Source organism: Streptomyces sp. NBC_00237, assembly GCF_026342435.1.
Taxonomy (GTDB): Bacteria; Actinomycetota; Actinomycetes; order Streptomycetales; family Streptomycetaceae; genus Streptomyces.
On the sequence record NZ_JAPEMT010000004.1, the window covers coordinates 702,819 to 721,201 of the forward strand.

The 18,383-nt window shown below is 67.1% G+C and carries 11 protein-coding genes; 1 reads left to right on the plus strand and 10 read right to left on the minus strand.

The features are described 5' to 3' along the window. Positions 1 to 637: 637 nt before the first annotated feature. From OG897_RS35710 to OG897_RS35750, 9 genes are all read right to left on the minus strand, one after another. Complete coding sequence (locus tag OG897_RS35710) at positions 638 to 1,969, minus strand: glycoside hydrolase family 6 protein (RefSeq protein WP_266663612.1); 1,332 nt, start codon at positions 1,967 to 1,969, stop codon at positions 638 to 640. Positions 1,970 to 1,990: 21 nt separating this feature from the next. After that, the gene (locus tag OG897_RS35715) at positions 1,991 to 5,413 is read right to left on the minus strand and encodes a hypothetical protein (RefSeq protein ID WP_266663614.1); all 3,423 of its coding nucleotides are present in this window, start codon (positions 5,411 to 5,413) and stop codon (positions 1,991 to 1,993) included. Between the two features lie 32 nt (positions 5,414 to 5,445). After that, the gene (locus OG897_RS35720; protein WP_266663616.1) at positions 5,446 to 6,534 is read right to left on the minus strand and encodes a hypothetical protein; all 1,089 of its coding nucleotides are present in this window, start codon (positions 6,532 to 6,534) and stop codon (positions 5,446 to 5,448) included. Then, positions 6,531 to 7,463 (minus strand): hypothetical protein, encoded by a 933-nt coding sequence (locus tag OG897_RS35725; RefSeq protein ID WP_266663618.1) that lies wholly within the window; start codon positions 7,461 to 7,463, stop codon positions 6,531 to 6,533. Before OG897_RS35725 ends, OG897_RS35720 begins: the two co-directional genes overlap by 4 nt. Further along, a complete protein-coding gene (locus OG897_RS35730; RefSeq protein ID WP_266663620.1) occupies positions 7,460 to 8,377 on the minus strand; it encodes a hypothetical protein in 918 nt (305 codons plus the stop codon). Before OG897_RS35730 ends, OG897_RS35725 begins: the two co-directional genes overlap by 4 nt. Beyond that, positions 8,374 to 13,344: a phage tail tape measure protein gene (locus OG897_RS35735; RefSeq protein WP_266663622.1), complete on the minus strand. Its 4,971-nt coding sequence runs from the start codon at positions 13,342 to 13,344 to the stop codon at positions 8,374 to 8,376. The genes OG897_RS35730 and OG897_RS35735 overlap by 4 nt, the downstream gene beginning before the upstream one ends. Before the next feature lie 54 nt (positions 13,345 to 13,398). Continuing rightward, positions 13,399 to 13,806, minus strand: coding sequence for a hypothetical protein (locus OG897_RS35740; protein WP_266663624.1), 408 nt, complete (start codon positions 13,804 to 13,806; stop codon positions 13,399 to 13,401). Then, positions 13,752 to 14,342: a hypothetical protein gene (locus OG897_RS35745; protein WP_266663626.1), complete on the minus strand. Its 591-nt coding sequence runs from the start codon at positions 14,340 to 14,342 to the stop codon at positions 13,752 to 13,754. Before OG897_RS35745 ends, OG897_RS35740 begins: the two co-directional genes overlap by 55 nt. A 122-nt stretch (positions 14,343 to 14,464) precedes the next feature. Further along, complete coding sequence (locus OG897_RS35750; protein ID WP_266663628.1) at positions 14,465 to 14,965, minus strand: hypothetical protein; 501 nt, start codon at positions 14,963 to 14,965, stop codon at positions 14,465 to 14,467. Between the two features lie 499 nt (positions 14,966 to 15,464). On the opposite strand from OG897_RS35750, the gene OG897_RS35755 reads away from it, so the two are divergent. Then, positions 15,465 to 16,121 carry an SMI1/KNR4 family protein gene (locus OG897_RS35755; protein ID WP_266663630.1) on the plus strand — a complete coding sequence of 219 codons (657 nt, stop codon included), beginning with the start codon at positions 15,465 to 15,467 and terminating at the stop codon, positions 16,119 to 16,121. Positions 16,122 to 16,188: 67 nt separating this feature from the next. Here OG897_RS35755 and OG897_RS35760 read toward each other — a convergent pair whose 3' ends face one another. Continuing rightward, complete coding sequence (locus OG897_RS35760) at positions 16,189 to 17,976, minus strand: hypothetical protein (RefSeq protein WP_266663632.1); 1,788 nt, start codon at positions 17,974 to 17,976, stop codon at positions 16,189 to 16,191. Positions 17,977 to 18,383: the final 407 nt, after the last annotated feature.

The window sequence follows — 18,383 nt, forward strand, 5'->3', positions numbered from 1 at the left end:
CGTTTAGGTGTGCTAGCCCACCCCAACATCGAAATCAATACTAGCTTTGACCCTTATAACTTGAAGGGTTCCCCCCCCGGGGGGGTGTCCCGTCTAGTAGATTGGGAGTCACCCGCCAACAACAGATGTGAAGTTCAGCATCAACTTCTCATCAATTTATGCATCTCTGACCGCCAACAGAGCTGCCTTCAATCCCGGTAGAAAGCCCTGCTCCGGCTCAGGCTGGAGCAGGGCTTCCGGGAGCGGGCACCGTACGGCTGGCGACCACGGTGTTGAGACCACCGTGGTCGCCAGCTACAGCAGGACGTCCGCGAGCTTGCCGATCAGCGTAGAGACGACTGCCGCTACAACGATCAGAGCGAGATTGCGGCGCCCAAGCTTTCGGGGCAGCTCCTTGATGTGCTTGCGCATGGTGATCCTCTCAGCTCAAGCCTTGGACAAGCCAAGGACAAATGGCGAGAGAGGGCGCCGAGTGCAAGGCACCTGCGAATTCTATGAGCTGATGTCAGTGACGTCTGGTGTATGCCGACATCTGCGGTATCTAAATTTTCGGCACGCCATGATTCAGTAAAAGGGAATGCAGGGCTAGGGGATTCCTGATAAAGGGACGGGTTGATTTGGTTGTCCGTGTTACCCCCTATCGGCCGTCGATCAGCTGTTCCGCGAGGAACGGAGAGAACGTTCCCGCAGGCACGTCCGGGGCTGTGCCGCACATGCCATCGGAGTCGCCCGGCACCTTGATCCACAGCAGGTACTCGGCCCCGCCTACCCCGATGCTGCTCGGCACCCCGAGACGCCGCCCGCCCGGGTTGCAGTAGTCGACGTGCTGCCCGGCTCCGTCCATCGCACCGTTCCCGTTGCGGGACGTGTCGATCACGAACCGCACCCCTGGCACGCCCAGCCCTGCCAGCGCCTGGGAAACCTGCGTCCCGTACGTCGCCGAGATGTCGGTCGCGTCGAAGTTCGACACCCCCACCGCGAAGCCCTTCGTCGCGGCCACTCCGGCAGCGGCCAGCCGGGCGGACATCTCCTGCGGCTTGATCCACGTGGCATTCCCGCCGTCGAGGTAGGCCCGCACGTGCGGCAGCTTCCCCAACGCCTCCGCGGCGTACTTGATCAGCCCTAGCCGTTCAGCCCGCGCCGTGTCGTCCCGCAGTCCCTGGATCTGGGCAAGCGCGTCAGGTTCGACGATCACTAGCGCGGGACGGTCTCCGATGCCGGCCGCCACGGCATCAACCCACGTGCGGTACAGCTCAGCGGACTTCGCGCCGCCGTGGCTCTCCCCACCGTTGTCCCGGTTGAACACGTTGTAGACGGCGAGGATCGGCAGCAGCCCGGCCGCCGCAGCAGCGGACACGTAGGTGTCCACGTCAGCCTGCACGTCCTTGTTCCAGTCGCCGAACCACTTCGCCGTCGGCCGCCGCACCAGCCCACGGGTGATCTTGTCGACGCGCGGGTCCTTCGGATAGTCACGCACCCACTTCGCCGCGTTCGAGTCCGCGTCAACGAAGAACCCCTCCCTCGGCGTGGAGCAGGTCAGACGGACCTCGGTCAGGTGCACGGTGACGCTGGTGCCCTGCCCGATCTGGAAGCTCACCTGCCCCTTCTCGGTGTCGAGTTCGGAGACGAACGAGTAGTAGAAGTGCTTGTCGACCGCAGACAAGGTCACCCTCTTGTCCAGAGTGACCGTCCACGGGTCCGTACCCAGGCCGACCTGGGCTCGCAGTGCGGTGCCCGGCTGGCTGGCCCGTGCGGTGAACGAGAACGTGTACGTGCAGCCCTTCCGCAGCACGATGCCGTCCTGCCCGAACGGGGCATCCCACAGGTTCACCGCCTCCGTGGTCGCGGTGGCCTCCGCCCCGGTTCCGGGGGCTGCGAGGGTGACCATGGCGGGATCGCCCGCCCACCAACCCGTGGTGCCGTTAGTGAAGTTGGAGTTGGAAACGAGATCCGCGTACACGGCGGCCATCAGGTGCTCTGCTCTCTTGGGTTACTTGACGTAGGAGACGCGCAGCTGCGGCGGGCGGGCGGAGCCCACACCGTCGAACTTGCCGTAGAACGTCTTGTTGGTGGTGTTGGGGTCCAGGGAGATCCCCCGGAACGTCTTCGGGTCGAAGATCGACGTGATGTCGACCCACTTCCCGCTGGAGCGCGCCCAGTTGCCGACCGTCTTGGCCGCGCCCTGGGTGGCGAACTTCGTGGGACGGGCTCCGTGGGTGTGGGTCTTGACGACGGCGGTGCCACCGGATGCGAAGTACCAGTGATTCGCGTACAGGTAGACCTCCACCTTGAGGACCTTCGCCCCCGCCAGATCAGCGGCGATGTTCCCGGCGAACCCAGTCAACGCGGCCTGCACACCGTTGTTCGCGGAGAAGAAGCCAGCGGCCAGGGCGTTGCCGTGGTAGGCGTTGAACCCAGCCCGGTTCGCGTAACTCCCGGACCAGGCGGCCTTGTAGGTGCGGGTCATCTTCACCGGGGAGTCCGGCACCACCGCACCACCCGTGTTGTACGCCCCAGTCTCTGGAATCCGCTCCCCGACGTCTTCCACCGTCAGGTGCCCCAGACGGCCGGAGGCCCCGGCCAGGGTGACCTGCTGCCCGGCCGGTGCGCCGCTGTCGGACGTGAACGTAAGCAGCAGCCGGTTCCGGCCCGGCCGGATGTAGTTCTCCGGGCTGCAATGGCTGACCAACCGCAATTCCACCTGCCTGCGGGCCGTCTGCACCAGCGGAAACCGCGCCTCTTGAATCTGCGGCGACGACACCAGCGGGGCACCCTCGTACCCCGACCGCAACCGCAGCACCAGCGAACCGCCCGCAGCCGTGCACTCGGCGGACCCGTTGAACTCGATCCGGTACATGCGATCCGGGGAGGCGTCGAAAGCCAGCTCGACGTACCCCATCTCGGTGCCCGCAGCTGTCTGTACCGGGGTGGCCATCCAGTCGACCGCGATCATCCCGCGGGGCCCGTTGTAGAGAGAGCTGAGGTCGTCTCCGCCGATGCTGAGCGTCCCGGCGACGTTCAGGTTCTGGAACGACGCATCGCCCGTCGACCCGATCGCCGCGACACGGGATGCGCCGTCGCGGAACGTCAGCGCGTTCGGCTGCCCCGACAGGAGCGAGACGACCTCGTCGCCGTCGTCGTCGAACAGCCGCATCCCGCGCGGGCCAATCTCCGCCCGCGCCCCGCCGGTGGCGTCACCGAAGATGGTGTGGCACTCCGAGTTGTCGAAGACACACCAACCCCGTGTGCCCGCCGACACCTCCAGGCACAGCACCACCCGGGTGGTGCCCTGTGGGGCTGCTACCTGCCCGGTGATGCGCCGCCACTCGCCCGGCACGTACTCGGTGGTCTCCGCGACCCCGTATCCGAGGATGTTGCCCGCGCTGTCCTCCCACCGGGCGAGGATCTTCACCGCCTGGGCGACCAGGTCCTGTGACGTGAGGACGTCCACTCCCAGGAACAGTTGAGAGGCGGCCAGGATCGGGGCCGTCGCCAACGGCAGCGTGAAGTACGCCGGGGTGTCGGCGGTCGCGTCCACTCGGACGCCCACACCGGTCCGATTACCGGGGGCGAAAGACCAGGCGGCCCCGGCGGCGGCCAGGCTGTTCGCTGTGCCCGCCCCCTCGAACCCGGCGTCCGGGATGAGGTTCGTGCCCTGCCCCACAGCCAGTTGCTCCGGGGTCACCGACCCTACGGCCAGGTGCGCCGTCTGGATCGCCCCCGCGCTGATCTTCCCCGCCGTTACAGCGTTCGCCGCGAGCTTGTCCGTCGACACCGACAGGGCCTTCAGCTCCCGGCCGGTCACCGTCTCGGCGGCGATCTTCCCCGCAGACACCGAATCCACGGCCAAAGAACCAGCCTGCACCGCACCCGCCACCAGGTGGGCAGTGTGCACGGATCCGGCAGCAATCGCCCCGGCCGTCACCGACCCGGCGGCGAGCGAACTGGCCGTGATACCACCCACAGCGATCTGAGCGGCCGTGATTGTGTTCACGGTGATCTCCCGCGCCGACACCGCTCCCGCAGCGATCTTCCCCGCCGTCACGGCATCAGCAGCCAGAGCCGCCGTCGTCACCGCCCCCGACACCAGGTTCGTGCCGTCGACGACACCGGTCCGCAACGCCTCCACCGTCACCAGGTCGACCTGCATGACCGACGGTGCGCCCGGCGTCTCGGCGGAGCCGAAGTTCAACCACAGGTAGGGGCTGATGAACCTGACTTCTTGGTGCACCATGCCCGGGGCCCGGGCGTCCGGGTTCGGTCCGGCCGACCCCATAGCGCCGCCGGGAACACGGTCCTTGAGGTAGCCGACGATCGTCACCCAGCCGTCCGCCGCCGCGATCGTCCGCCCGGATGCGCCCACGTAGTAGTGGCCGGACGCCGAGTTCGCCCCCTGCCGGTTCACCAGCGTGGTCTTGTCCGCCCCTACACCCAGGATACCGACGTACACGTTGTCCGGGCCCGCTGTGGGCTGTGCCGTAGCCCGGATACGGGCACTGACTCGATAGAGGGTTCCCGGGTCGTACGGAACGAGAGTGTTGCCACGCACCCTTATGTGCCCGTTAGCCTGCCCCACCGTCTGCCCCGTCGGCGCATCCGTCACCCCGGACCGGTGCGCCCAGGAGGCCCCGGGGCCGGTCTGGACAATCTGCCACGCGGCAGCGTCGCCCATGGCATCCGTGTACCGCTGCACGGCACTGTCCGAGAGGGCACCGCCCAACGTGGACAGGTCCACAGCCCCGGCGGCGATCTTCCCTGCCTCCACCGCCAGCTGGCCGATCTTCTCCGCCGTGATCGCACCCGCCGCGAGCGCGTTCTTGTCGATCGCGGCCAGCGCGACCTTCGCCGCCGTCACCGCACCCTCGGCGAGCTTCGTCTCGGTGACAATCCCGTCCAGGACCTCCTGCGCCACCACCTTCGACGCCTCCACCGGTCCCGCAACGTCGGACGGCACTGACCCGGCCCCGGACGTGTTGCGCGCGACGAGCCGTACGAACAGTGGCTGCTCGGTGGGGATGAGGCAGGTACCGCCGCGTGGGGACTCCCACGTCGACACCAGCGTCCCCGGCCCCGGCTCGAAGCTCGCGGTGGGGGAGGCGTGCACCTCGATGCGGGCGAAATCCATCGGTAGCCTCGCCCCGCCCACGAACGTGCCGTCCCATGTGGCGCCCGCGCCGCCGAGCCGCGACACCACCAGCGGCGGGCTCGGCTGCGGCGGGGGCGGCCCGTTCACCGCGATCACTCCGCTGGTGCCGTCCGGCTGCTGCCCGACCACTACACGCAACGACCCGTCGTCGTCGTACACCTCGATGCTGCCGCCCTCCACGGATGCGTTCGCCAGCTTCGGGGCGCGCACCGAGGCACGCAGCAGCTTCTCCAGGCGCACCAGCCGGGCACCGATATCTGTGGGCACAAGGGTTCCTTGAGAGGTCAGGCGGATAGAGGTCAGGCCGAGCCGTAGTGGAAGGCGTCCGCACGGTCGAGCTGGAGCGTTGCCGTCTCGCCGGCGTCGGTGTCCGGGCGGATCGTCCACCCGCTGATGCGGCACCACCCCGCCCAGTCGGTGGACTCGTTGCGGACGGTGACCCGTACGTCGTCGCCGATCTGCCAGGAGCCGATCGGTGCGGACGGGTGGTCGCGGACGGTGATCTCCTCGACGTGGCCGAGGCTCTGCCGCCACCCGCGTTCGGTCTTGGCGCGCTGGGCGAGGACGTCTTTGCCCCGTACTTCGGGGAGTTCGAGGTGGTGCTCCAGGCGGAGCCGGTTGTTGCGGACCGCGTCGATGGACCGCTGCTGGGCTCGCCCTTCACCGCTGCCCGTGGCGATGACCACTTGGGCGTACTCGTCGGCGCTGTAGGTGACCGGCGGCGCGGTGACGATGTTGACCCCGGTCGCGAAGGCGATGTCGGTGCGCCGGGCCCCAAGGCGCGGGTAGCCGAGCCGGATACGGCGCACCGGGTTGTGGTCGGCGTCCCACCACACATCACAGGTGTAGTCGGGGGAGTCCGGGCCCTTCACCAGGTCGTCAAGGTGATCGCCGAGCTTGGGCGTCTCCCACCACAGGGAGCGCCACGGCTCCTTCGGGGTGCCCGCCATCGCCTTCGACACCGTGTTGTCCACGGTGATGCCGAGGTTCCCGTCCGGAACAGCCTGGGCGTACGCCACGACGTCGCGGAAGATCTTGCACGGGTCGGTGTTCACGTACGGACCGCGCCCACCGAGTTCCCCGTCAAGGTCGTGCCGCTTCTCGAAGTACGAGGTCCAGCCCGCGGCCTCGATCTTCCGCTCCCCGTCTTCCGGCTCGGCCTGCCAGATGAGGCCACCCCACCGCAGCAGGCCATCCCGCTCCGCGTACAGCAGGGTTGTGCCCGGTTCGGTGAGCTCCGGGAACTGGCCCAGCAGGTGCGGCTTCAGCGACCCCTTGAACGAGCCGGGCCCGTTCAGGTCCGGGCCGAACTCCACATCGGTCAGCGGCAGGTGGTGGGAGAGCCACTGTCCGGTCAGGGCGTGCTGGGTGAGGTAGCGGTAGCTCACACCGGACCCTCGGTGAACTCAACATCCGTGATCAGCGTGCTGGCGACATCGACACTCAGATCACCGGTGGACCCCTTGGCGAGCATGGCCCGCAGGAACAGCGGCTGCCGGGTGCCCCGGTAGGCGGCAGGCAGGGTCAGCGTCTCGGCCAGGACGAACGACTGACGGCGCACCCCCTTGCCCTGGTCGTCATCGACCACCACGTTCTGGCCCTGCTGTGTACCGAGGACCGCAGCGAGGGAACCGAAGACGTTCCCGAGATCCAGGCGCAGCCCGGCCAGAGTGACCGTGCAGATCATCTTTGTCGCCCACGCAGGGACAGGGATCATCCACCGGGCCTCAGCGGGCCAGTCGTACCACTTCTCGTCGTCCTTCCACGCCTTCGTCAGCTTCGTCGGGTACGCCGTGTAGAGGATGCGCTCGCGGCGCGGGTTCGCGACCGTACGGACGTCGCGGATCATGCCCGCAGTGATGGTGCTCGTGTTCGCGGGGAGGTCCACCCGTGCCAGCGCCACCCCCGTCATCCCGGACGGCACAGTGGTGGCCGTGGAGGCCACATTGGGCACCACGTGGAAGATGGTCAGCTGATCGCGTGCCGGGTCGAGGTTGCCCTCGTACTCCGGGTCGATGATGCGCAGCACGATCAGGTCCGAACGCGGTGTGGCGCCGGTCGGGGCGATCGGCACCGACGCCGTGCCGATGTTGTACGCCGTGTACGAGCCTTGCCAGGCCGACGACTTGCCCCGGATGACGGCGGACCCGTCCGCGACCTGTACCCCTGCCCCCGGGTTCGGCAGCGGGGTTACCTTCAGGTCGGCGGCCTCGGTGATGCCTTCCGCCCCCCTGGAGAGGTCCTTGATCATCGCCCGGAACGTCTGGGCGGAGTGGGTGGCGCCGTTCACGAGCAGCGGGGCCTGGGCGAGCGTCATCGAGGAGGTTCCTTGTCGTAGAGGGCCACGTGGGCGTCACGCCAGCGCACGGTGAGGCGGGCGGAAGAGGTGGGGTCGGTGGCAGCCCACCGGATCTCGGAGCGGCCCGGCGGCAGCACGAATTCGTCCATCCGGGAAGCCGACGTGAGGGCGCCGGCGGCGGAGCCCGCGTTCTCGCGGAGCACCGTCATGCGGTCCGGCCGCGTGTCGAGTTCCACGCGCTCCCCGGCGGCGAGGTTCAGCGACGGCAGACTCAGCGTCCGGCCCGACCCGACATGCCGGATCGTCGGGCTTGCGCAGGGCCCGTGCACGGTGAGCACCGGGTGGGAGTCGGTGTCACCACGGTTGAACACCCAGCCCGGCCGGTCGTCCGGGTCCACACCGTCGGTGACCCGGATGGGCGCCTTCACGGGGGCGGTGAACCCGCCGCCGGACAGCCACGCCAACCGCAACGTCGCCTGCTGCTCGTTGTCGGCATAGAACCGGGGGTCGGTGACCAGGAACTCGACATCCAGGGGTATCCACCCGTGGGCTGCTTCCGCCCACACCGGGTCGAGCTTCCGCATCCGCCCGAACAACACCCGCAGCGGGGCGCCGGGCCACTTGATGCGCAGCGGCATCACCGCCCCGCCAGTCGTCCGTACAGCGGCGGTGTCCGCCGCCCGCTGGAGGGCGCCGAGGAGACGTCCGCCCGCCGCAGGGTCGCCGGGGGTCTTGATGCCGCAGTCGATCCGCAGCGTGCGGGTGCCGTACCAGTCAGCCGCAGGCCATACCCCGTCCGCCCCGGGTTGCGGAACGGTGTCACCGCGCATGTCCGCCAGACCGAGCCCTTCGACCTCCGCGACCGGGATGCGGGTGTTGTGCCCGAGGCGAATGCCGCCGAACTCCAACTGCCAGTCTTCGAGTTCGCTCATCGAAGGACGCCTCCGCGCTTAGCCCGCCGCATCTGGTACGCCACCGCGGACGCGATGCCGTCCGGGGTCGCGTTGCTGCGGGTGACGTTGATGGTCTGAGTGCCGATCGCGGGGGCCTGGTTCACGATGACGACACGGGTCCGCCCGTCCGTCGCGCCCACCAGGGTCTTCGGGGTGAGCCCGTACCCGAACTTGTCGGCGACCTGGGAGAGCACAGCTGTGGACCGGCCGCGCTTGGCCTGCCCCATCGGCAAATAGGCTTCGCCGCCGGTAGAGCGTTCGGCGAACTTGATCAGCCCGTTCGGCTGCGACGCGTACACGCCCGGCTCCCACAGCCCGCCATCCGCGTACGCTCGGCCCGCGTTTGCCTTCACCAGGTCCGACAGGAACCGGTCCGCTTTGGGGCCCGACTTCCGCAGGTGGCCCGTCGACTGGTTCGCGACCTCGATCAGCCGGTCTTCGTCCAGCCCGGTCAGGTCGGCGACCTGGTGGATGCCCCGGTCCTTTGCCAACACCCCGATGATCTTCAGGAGGTCGGTGAGCTGGCTGTCCTCCAGTACCTTCGACGCGGCCTTCGAGGCGTCGTCGGCTTGCTTGGCCTTCTTGGGGTCCTTCACTGCCTGCGCGGCTAGGGCTTCGGCGTTCGCGTCGCCCTGCTCGGCGAGGCGGGAGGCGAGTGACCCGTATCCCTGCGCGGACAGGGCGGTCAGGTTGTTCTGGAAGGCGGTGGTGTTCTTCACCGCGATCTTCAGCTGGCCGGTGTAGTCACCCAGCGACGCCTTCGCGGTGCCGGAGAGCTTGGTGAGCTGCGCCGCCATGTCCTGCACGTACCGGGTGGAGCCGCGCGCCATCTTCCGGGTGAGGGCGATGCCGTCCTCGCCCATGTCCTCCAGCGCCTTCGCCACGTCCGTACCGGCACGCTGGGCGACTGTCGCGAGGTCCTTGCGCCAACTTTCCGCTATGGAGGCTGACTTGCGGAGGTTGCGTTCGAACATGCCCAGGTCGAAGTGCTCGTTGCCCTTCTTGTCCTTGCGCTGCGACTTCGACACCACGTCGGAGACGGAGATCCCGGCCCCGCCGACCGGCTGGTAAGACCAGTCGGAGAGGCCGCCGTTGGCGTTGTAGGTGACTTGTCCGCCGAACCGTGCGGCGACCTGGTCGAGGATCGTCTTGGAGCGGGCACGCTTCGACGAGGCGAAAGGGATGTAAGCCTCCCCGTGCGTCTCGTCCTCCGCCCACACCCGCCAGTCACCGCCCCGCGCGATCTGCGCGACGTGGTTCTCGGTGCGGACACCGCCGTCGGCGTACGTGACGATCCCGCCGTCCGCCTTGGGGAAGACGTAACCGTCCTTCCACGGGCCCGGCTGCCGGTTCTGCGTCAGGTACTCGTTCTTGAAGATCGAGATGCTGACGGACTTGCTGCGGATGTTGTCGATCGCGTTCTGGATGGTGTTGGCGTTGCTGACCGGTGTCCCGGTCGGCACGGTCACCGCGACGTTCTTGCTGCCCGGAATGGCCGTGATCTTGAAGCCGAGCTGGGTGAGCTGGTCCCGCGCCGCCTCCGTGGGTGCGCTCACCGTGACGGTTTTCCCGCCGGGCACGTTGGCGATCTTCTGCCGCACGGCTTCCAGGCTGGCGATCGTCGCCGCCGTCGACGAGGTGACGGTGACGTGCTTCGCCCCCGGGGTCTGGCTGATCCTCGCGATCAGCGCATCCAGTTCAGAGCGGGCAAGGTCGGTGGGGGCGGTGATCTGCACCCGCCGGTCCTTGAGGTCCTGCACCTTGAACCCGAGCTTGTCCAGGTCCTCGCGGGCCTCGTTGCTGAGGGTGGCGATGGTGACGGTCTTCTTGTCCGGGGTCGCCTTCAACGTCTGCTGTACCGCCATGAGTTCGGCCACGGACTCGTCCATGCCAGCGGTCTGGAGAAGGATCGACACCTGCTCGGGGATCAGCCCGGCCGCATCCGCCAGCCGCCCTGCTGCCTCCGCGCCCACGCCGTAGCCCTGAGCGGTGGATATCGCTGCGTCGCGGGCCGTCTGCATCTGGGCCTGGGCGGCACTCAGAGCCTCCGGGAGGGTCTTCCCGTTCGCCTCCGCGTACTGGTAGGCGACCAGAGCGGCGTCCGCCGAGTTCGTCGACAACCCCTGAAGGAGGTCGTACAGCTTCTGTCCGTTGCGGGTGACCGTGGACAGCGAACCATCCATGTTGAGAAGAGACTTGCCGTACCCGTCGGCGTGCTGCACCCCGCCCTTCAACGACTCCGCCGCATCGGACACCGACCGGTTCAGCCGGGCTTCGGCCGCCGACAGGTTCACCGACCCTCCGGCCAGGACGGTCAGCGCGTCGTGCAGGGCACGGGCCCGGGTGTCGGCGTCGGCGGTGCTGTCGGACAGGGTCCGCATCGCGTCGGAGAACTTCCCGAACGGACCCACCGCATCCGCCGCCGACTTGCCCCCCGAGCCGGTGGCCTCGGCAAGGTCCTTGGCGTCCTTCACGGCCTGCGACATCTCGCCCGAGACCTCGCCGAGTGCCTTCTTGGCGCGCAGCGCAGCGATGCCCGGGTCCTTGTAGCCCTTGGCCGCACCAGCCATGCTGTAGGACCACTTCTCGTTCGCGGTGGCCGTCGCGTCCAGGCGCTGCTCCAGCGTCTTCAGTCCGCCGTCCTGCCCGAGGTAGGCGGTGGTGAGATCCCGGACGGTGATGCCCGCCTTCGACATAACGTCGACCAGACGGTCCTTACCGTCGAGGACCTTGGTGTCCATGATCGACTGAGCGGCCACCGCGCGAACGCTCTCGTTGACCGCACCGTTGGAATCCCGCAGCGCCTGGGACAGGGAGTTGATTCGCGACTGGTGTTCTGCCGCCGCCTGAGCCGCCTTCTGCTGGTGGGACGCCAACAGCGACAGCCCCACACCCGCAGCGGCGATCGCGACACCCCACGGGCCACCGAGCGCACCCATCAGCCCGCGTGCCGCGCCGCCGAGCCCGGTTCCCATCGCGCGGGCAAGCCCGGTGACGGGACCGTTCGCAGCCCTGAACGCCGCCGTCATCTGCCCCACGATGGGGATCCGGGTCTGGAGGACGGCCAACGCCTGCCCGACCCGGCCGACCGACTGCCCGGACGCGGCGGCCAAGGACTGCTGGACGCGCATCTCCTGCCCGAAGGCCCGGTACGCCCCCGTGAGCGGCCCGGCGACGGTGCGCGCTTGCTGCGTCAGGATCGGGGTGACCCGGCGGGCAAGAAGCATTGCCATGATTGCCGTCTGGACCGGGCCCGGCAGGGCACTGAACCCGCGCACCAGCCACGCCACGGTCTGACCCACCGGCACCAGGACCCCGGACACGGTGGCCGCCGCCGAGGACACTAGATTGAGGGCGGTGACGACCATGTCGAGGGCCGTGGACCCGGCCGCACCCTCGTCGCCCAGCTTCCCGAGTTCCTGGACCACGGGGGAGACGACGGAGCCGATGTTCCGCAGGATCTCCAACGCGGCCCGGCCTGCGTTGGCCAGGACGTTCACCCCGGCGGCGACGACGTCGAACGCAATGTCCTTCGCGGAACCGCCCAGCCCGTCGAAGGAGTCGGCAATGTCGTCGAACCCGGACGCCACCGCCTTCGACACCCCGGGGCTCGCCAGCGTCCACAGGTCCTGGACGTAGTCGAGAGCCTTCGCCAGGGGCGGCGTCGCAGCACTCATGCCGGCGGTGAGGAGCCGGGTGACCTTCTCCATCGCGGGCGCGGCAGCCGTAAAGAGGACCTGGCCCGTGTTCTTCGCCGTGGTCTTCAGCTGGGTGACTGCACCCGCGAGCCCCTTGGTCTGCGAGGCGGCGATCTCACCTGCCGCACCAGTACGGGCGATCGCCGTGTGCATCTGGTCGTACGACTCGGCACCCTGATGGGCCAGGGCTGCCGCACCGGCCAGGGCCGGTTTCCCGACGACCATCGCGAGGTTGCCGAGGAAATCCTTCTGGGACATCCGGTGCTGGGCCTTCTCGAACCCGTCGATCACCGTGCGCAGGCCCTTGAAGTTGCCCTGCGCGTCCCACGCCTCGATCCCGAGCTCGGCGAGGCCCCGCTTCATCAGCTTGGTGGGCTTCGCCAGGTTGGTCAGCATCCCGCGCAGGGACGTTCCTGCCTTGGACCCGAGGATGCCGGACCGGGCGAGCATCGCCACCGCCGCAGCGGTGTCCTCCAGCGAGATGCCGAGCTGGGCGGCAACCGGCCCGGTGTACGACATCGCGTAGTAGATGTCCTGGAGCCCACCAGAGGCGGCGTTCGCCCCGGCCGCGAGGACGTCGGCGGCGCGTCCGGCATTGTTCGACGACAGACCGAACTGGTCCATCACGTCGCCCAGGTAGCGGGAGGCGTCGGCAGCCGAAAGGTTATCGGCCGCCGCCAACTGCATGGCCGCGCGGGCGTTCGCGATCGACGACGTGGACGTCTGGCCCGCCTTGGCCAACTCCAGCATGGCGTCTGCGGCCTTCGACGCGGACGTGCCGGGGATGTTCAGGTCGGCGCCGAGCTGGCGGGCCTTCGCCGCCGCCTGCACCATCTCCTGCCCGGACGCCCCGGTGACCGCGCCCCACTTGTTGATGGCGCGCTGGTACTCGTTGCCCTCCTTGGCGATCTCCGCCAGCCCGGCAACGATGCCGCCACCGACAACCAGGCCGCGCAAGTGGTGCATCTCCTGCCGGGCCGAGAGCAGCCCGTGGCGGAGCTGCCGCATCGAGGCGTGGCCGTCGGAGCCAATCCGGCGCAGCCCCGCACGGGCACCGTCGGCATCCCGGCCCAGGCCACGCAGCCCGGCCCCGGCGGTGCGGGCACCGGTGTCGATCTGGCCGAGTCTGCGATTGAGGGAGGTGACGTCCCGGCCGAAGTCGCGGACAGCACGGGACGCCTGCCGTACCGACGACAGGAGGTGCGACGCGTCCGCGCGCATCTGCACGCTGAGCGTGTAGCTCGACACCGGGCGGTGCCCTTACTCCCCGCACCCCTATCTCCGGCCGACCCCTCGGCATATTCAGGCGGAACGTTTCTGCTGTTCCCGCTGCGTGCGCGGCACCAAGCCGATCCGCACGCCGTACCCATCAGCCCCCTCGGGGACCTGGTCCTGCTCGGCGGTGATCAGCTCACAGCCCACACACCGCACGGTGGTCGTGACATACGCGTACCGGTCGCCACCGTGCTCCTCATCCCACTCCGCTGCCCGCGTCCCGCACTGGTCGCACACGCTCCGCCGGTACGCCTCGAAGGCGAGGGCCTTTGCCCGGTCCGTCTCCGACCACCGGCCGTCACCAGCGCCGAGGAAAAGGCTGTGCGGGATGCGGAAGCGGTCGCACAGCTCCAGCTCCGCCCGGAGCTGCGCGTCCGCGATCAGTCTTTTCCCAGCTCCGCGGTGCTCGCCCGCGTGATCTGCTGGGCCTGCCACGCGGCAGCGAACAGGGCGTTGGACTCCGACACCGACCACGAGTCCAGGAGGCCCTGGGCGTCTTCCTCCGACAACCCCTCAACGACCTGACCGGTGTCGTCGCGCTCTATGTGCGCGGCGGCCACCAGAGAGGCGGGGAACGTCTCCGGATTCCACGTGTCGCCCTCCTCCGCCTGCTCCTCCGTCGGCGGGAACCGCTTGATCAGCCCGTCCAGGACCGGGCGCGGCAGCGCCTTGAACGTCAGCGTCAGCGACACCGCATCGAACGCCTCCTGTGCCTCCCGCAGCTCCCCCTCCGCCGCCTCAATCTCCGAGGCCAGTTCGGGGGAGTCCGCCTCGGCGGACGCAATGCGAAGGCGGGCGGCGTTCACCTTCGCCTGGTCCAGACGCTTCTTAGCCGCCAGGTCGTCACACAGCTGGAGGACCTGCTCCGGGAGCTGCCGGGCCCGCAGGCGGGCCAGCTTCGCAGCCCAGTGAGAATCACGTGAGACGGCGGAGGCCGGCGGGGTCGGGACAGGGTGGGTGGTGCTGGGCATTCAAGGCTCCACACAGGCGAGAGGGGAAAGTAAGGGGAGCCCGGCCGGGCGTGCGCTGCGCGCCGCGTGGCGAGAGAGGGGGCGCTGTTCGCGTCCGCCCGGCCGGGCGGTTCGGGGCCGGGCTACTGCGACGGCGACTTCGGCAGTGCGGGAATCTCCGCGTCCTGCGTCGGCTTCTCCGTGATCGAGAAGTTCACGGTGAACTTGGCTGCCTCGTTGTCGGTCGAGTAGTTCGGCGACCGGGAACCGATGCGTACCGGGAAGATGTCCATCGACTTCGATGCCGGGACGTCGCCCTTGCGGAGGAAGACGATCCAGCCGGTGTCGTCCTTCTTCAGCAGCTGCTCGATCTCGTCCGAGACCTTGTCCTCGTAGAAGCCGAGGCTGGAGTCGTCGGCCTGGTCAGTGCCAGGGATCTTCGACTCGAAGGTGCTGCCGAGGTCGGGGGTCTCGATCGCCTGGTTCGACAGGGACCAGCCGTCGATCGCCGCGATCGCGTTCGTCAGATCCGTGCCGGCGGTCAGCTCCGGTCGGGTCGGCACGTGACCCTCATTGACCACCGTCTTGAGCCACAGGACGCGGGTGACACCGCGCCTCGAATACTTCTTGACCTGCAAGGTCATCCGTCCGATTCCGGGACGGCGGCCTACGGTCGAAGGTGGCCCCGTCCCTCGACGTCGTGTCGGGGAACCGGCCCACCTCAAGGGAGAAGGGCGTCCGCGCGGGGCCTTCGCGGTAAGGGTGCTGGACAGGCCAAGGAGAGGGCTCCGGGCATGAATCACTGCACGACGATCACCCTACTGTCGGCAGCGAGACCTGACTGTGGTCTGGTGCGGCATCAGGCTGGGAAAGGGCTGCGACTCCCCGGTGCCGGGCGGAGTGCGATGCCACGGCACGGTGATTAACCAGCCACTGTGCGGCCCTGTGCGGACGAGGCTCACGATCTGAACGCTGCCGCCCCTGATGAAGAACCGTCAGTACCGCACGACATCACGCTTTCAAGCTCAGTAGCTGCTGGGCACCACAAGCATCTGGACAATCGGCGTACAGGCTGCTCCTTCAACCGCGATCTTTACTGGATTACTCCACAGCCTCAGCGAGGGTGGCAGTACGGTGGCGAACATGAGTGACCACATACAAAGCGTGACCGCAGCATGGGACCGGATCGAGTTGTGGCTGCACGAGTACGCTCCAGAATCTGCCGTTCTGCTGCGCCCACCCGCCTCTGAAGAGCATCTGACTGCCATTGAGAACACCCTCGGTGCGAGTCTTCCACCTACGTTGCGAACTTGGTACCAGCTGCACGACGGAGCCTGGGGGTCTCACCCGGGGGATGCCGACTCGGTAGACAATTGGGACGTGGCGGGTTGGCTGCCGACAAGCAAGACCTGGCTGCGACTGGACGAGATTCAACGGTTCTACAACCTGCACGTGCAGGATTGGGAACGTGAGCCAGGAATGATTCCTATTGCGTGCAATCCTGCCGATGGCTGGTACGGCCTCTATGTCGACGCCCGCCAGGGTGAGCCAACGTATGGAAACTTGGGTACGTGGGCAGTTGACCAAGCGAATGAGCCTATGCCCGTCCATAGTGTGGGCTGGCCCTTGGAAGAGTGGCTGGAAGAGCTGGCCTCGGCGTTGGAACAGCGTCGGTGTCTTCGCCAGCCGGATGGCAGCGAGGATCTCGGCAACCAACCCGTCATCTACCAGGGCGGATTGAAATGGATCGACAGCCGCGATGGCTTCAAGGACGGTATGCGCTACCTCGGCGATCTCTGACCCGAAGCACAGTGGGCGGTGCAGCAGAGTTATTCCTTCTGATGCACCGCCCACTGTCACATGGGCCCTACACCTTCGGTACGGTGCACGTCACGGTCGCCTTGCTGGCGTCGCAGTGTTCCATCTCAGGGAAGCGAACCCAGTACTCATCCGAGTCAAGCAGGTGATACTTGCCCGCAGCGGAGAAGGTTCCGGAGAAGCCCGCCATCGAAGTGGTGTTGATCCAGCTCGACATGCTGGAGCGCCCGCAGACCTCCGTCCACGTGGGTGCAGCCTGTCGCTCCTCGTCATACAGATGCCACTCGCCCGCCTTGACGCGAGTCGCGTAGGTCTGTGCGCACTGGTTGCCGCTGGAAACCTCATTCAGTCCGCCCAATGCCTTCGGCATTCCGCCACTGTTGTACGAGGCGGCATAGGCAAATTCGTCACAGGAGGCCACGTCCTTCTCAGCGAAATCTGGGAGGGCAGTGGTGTTCGGGTTTCCGTACTTGGCAGCCCATCCCGTAGGACAGATCACGTCGCGGTTCTTCTGCGGGTCCCGATTGTGAAGGTTGTTGGTTTTCGGCAGGAAGAACATTGGCTTGCCGGACTTTTTGCTGCCGGGGTGAGTGGGCAACTTCGACTGGATCAGCCAGGCGTGGGCAATGGCAGCCGGGGTCTTCTTGAAGTTCATCACCCAGGTCGGCCTGTACTCGTCGAACACGCACCCGGGTTTCACCGGGTCCAGCACCTTGTCGCAGCGAACGTTCACGTCCGGTGCCGAGGTACCCATGTCGCCCTCGACGTGGACCGCGCCAGCATCACCCATGGTGGCCTTGTACTTCCATGTCATGGTGACGTTAGTGATGTTGCTTGAGCTTGTGCCCGACGCCGTGTTGCTGATTACGGCGGTAGCGACATGAAGATCTGACCCCTTGGCGTCCCATGTAGGGAAGCCTCGCCAAGTAGGTGAACTGGTAGAGCACTGCGGTGCACAAGAGAAGACGGGGCTCAATGTCACCGGCCCCCACCCGGCTGCCCCACCGGGGCCGGCTACGAAGCTGATGGGCGAAACTGTCCACTCCTGAAGGAACGAGGTGGACTGCGGGTCCAGCTTGATCTGGATCACCGAGGCGAATGTGGCGGTCCCGACCAGGACGCGTTGCCCATTCACCGTGTCATACCTGATGGCCTTGATAGGCTGCGCTTTCAGTAGACACGCCTCAGTGCGCTTGATCCAGTCATACCCGACACTGGAACCGCTGCACCACTTCACGAGGTCAGCATCTGCGCGCACGCCGCCGAGACGATTCTTCACCGCGGAAAGCTGCTCTGCCGTCAAACTGCCGGGCTCACCAACCTCGACACAGTCGACAGTGTTGCTGTCCACGTCGGCACAGTTCTCGTTTGCCCCGCCACGAGCACTCGCGCCTGCTGAGGCAGGCACACTTCGCTTCGCTTCCTGGGGCTCCTGATAGCTCTCCAGGTTGACCGATGGAGCGTTCTTGTCCGGTTCGGGAAGCGTGATGTCCACCGCTCGGTTACGGATGCGGAACTTTGCCCAAGGTGACCAAGTGGTCTCATACAGGCTTCCGTTGTAGCCGGAAGTGTGGAAGGTGTATGTGACCCCAGGCTTCAGCTTGCCATAGGGGACAGTTACTTCTGCAACCTTCCCAGAATCCACGAACGGCGAAACCAGGATCCCATAGGAATTGGCGTCGGTGAGCTTAACTCGATCTTTCGCGTTTCCCTGGGCATCGGTAGTGAATACCTCGAAAGACAAGTTGCTCTTGTTGCCGTCTGCGTCAGTCACCGTGTTGCGCAAGACTGCGTTCGTGTTGTTGACGTTCCAGACTCCGCCCGCCTGAGCGAACAAGGGGCCAGCTTGGGGGTTTTTCCCTGAAACTGGACGGCTGGCGGCGGCTGTGGCGCGGAGTTCTGGCCCTGCGGCTGGGCGCGTAGATGGTGCCGCATTAGGGTCCACCGCAATAGGTGCACCGTCCGCATGGGCCGGACTTACCCCTAAGAGCAGAGCCAGAGCAGCACCAACAGCCACTCTTCGGAAAAGCCTCATTCGATGCGTAGGGCTCAAGTTCTTGACCTCTCTCCGAACTGGATGGCCAGTGCAATGACGCCCGTCGAGCTTTTACGTCGAGCTGACCATCAAGCAACGCTCACAAATCGTGACGTTTACCTCCATCAACCTGTATCGAATGTGATCATTGACACGGTTGTACGTATGGTCGGCAAGGTGTCGTGAGGGAGTGGTGGAGAATTTGAAAC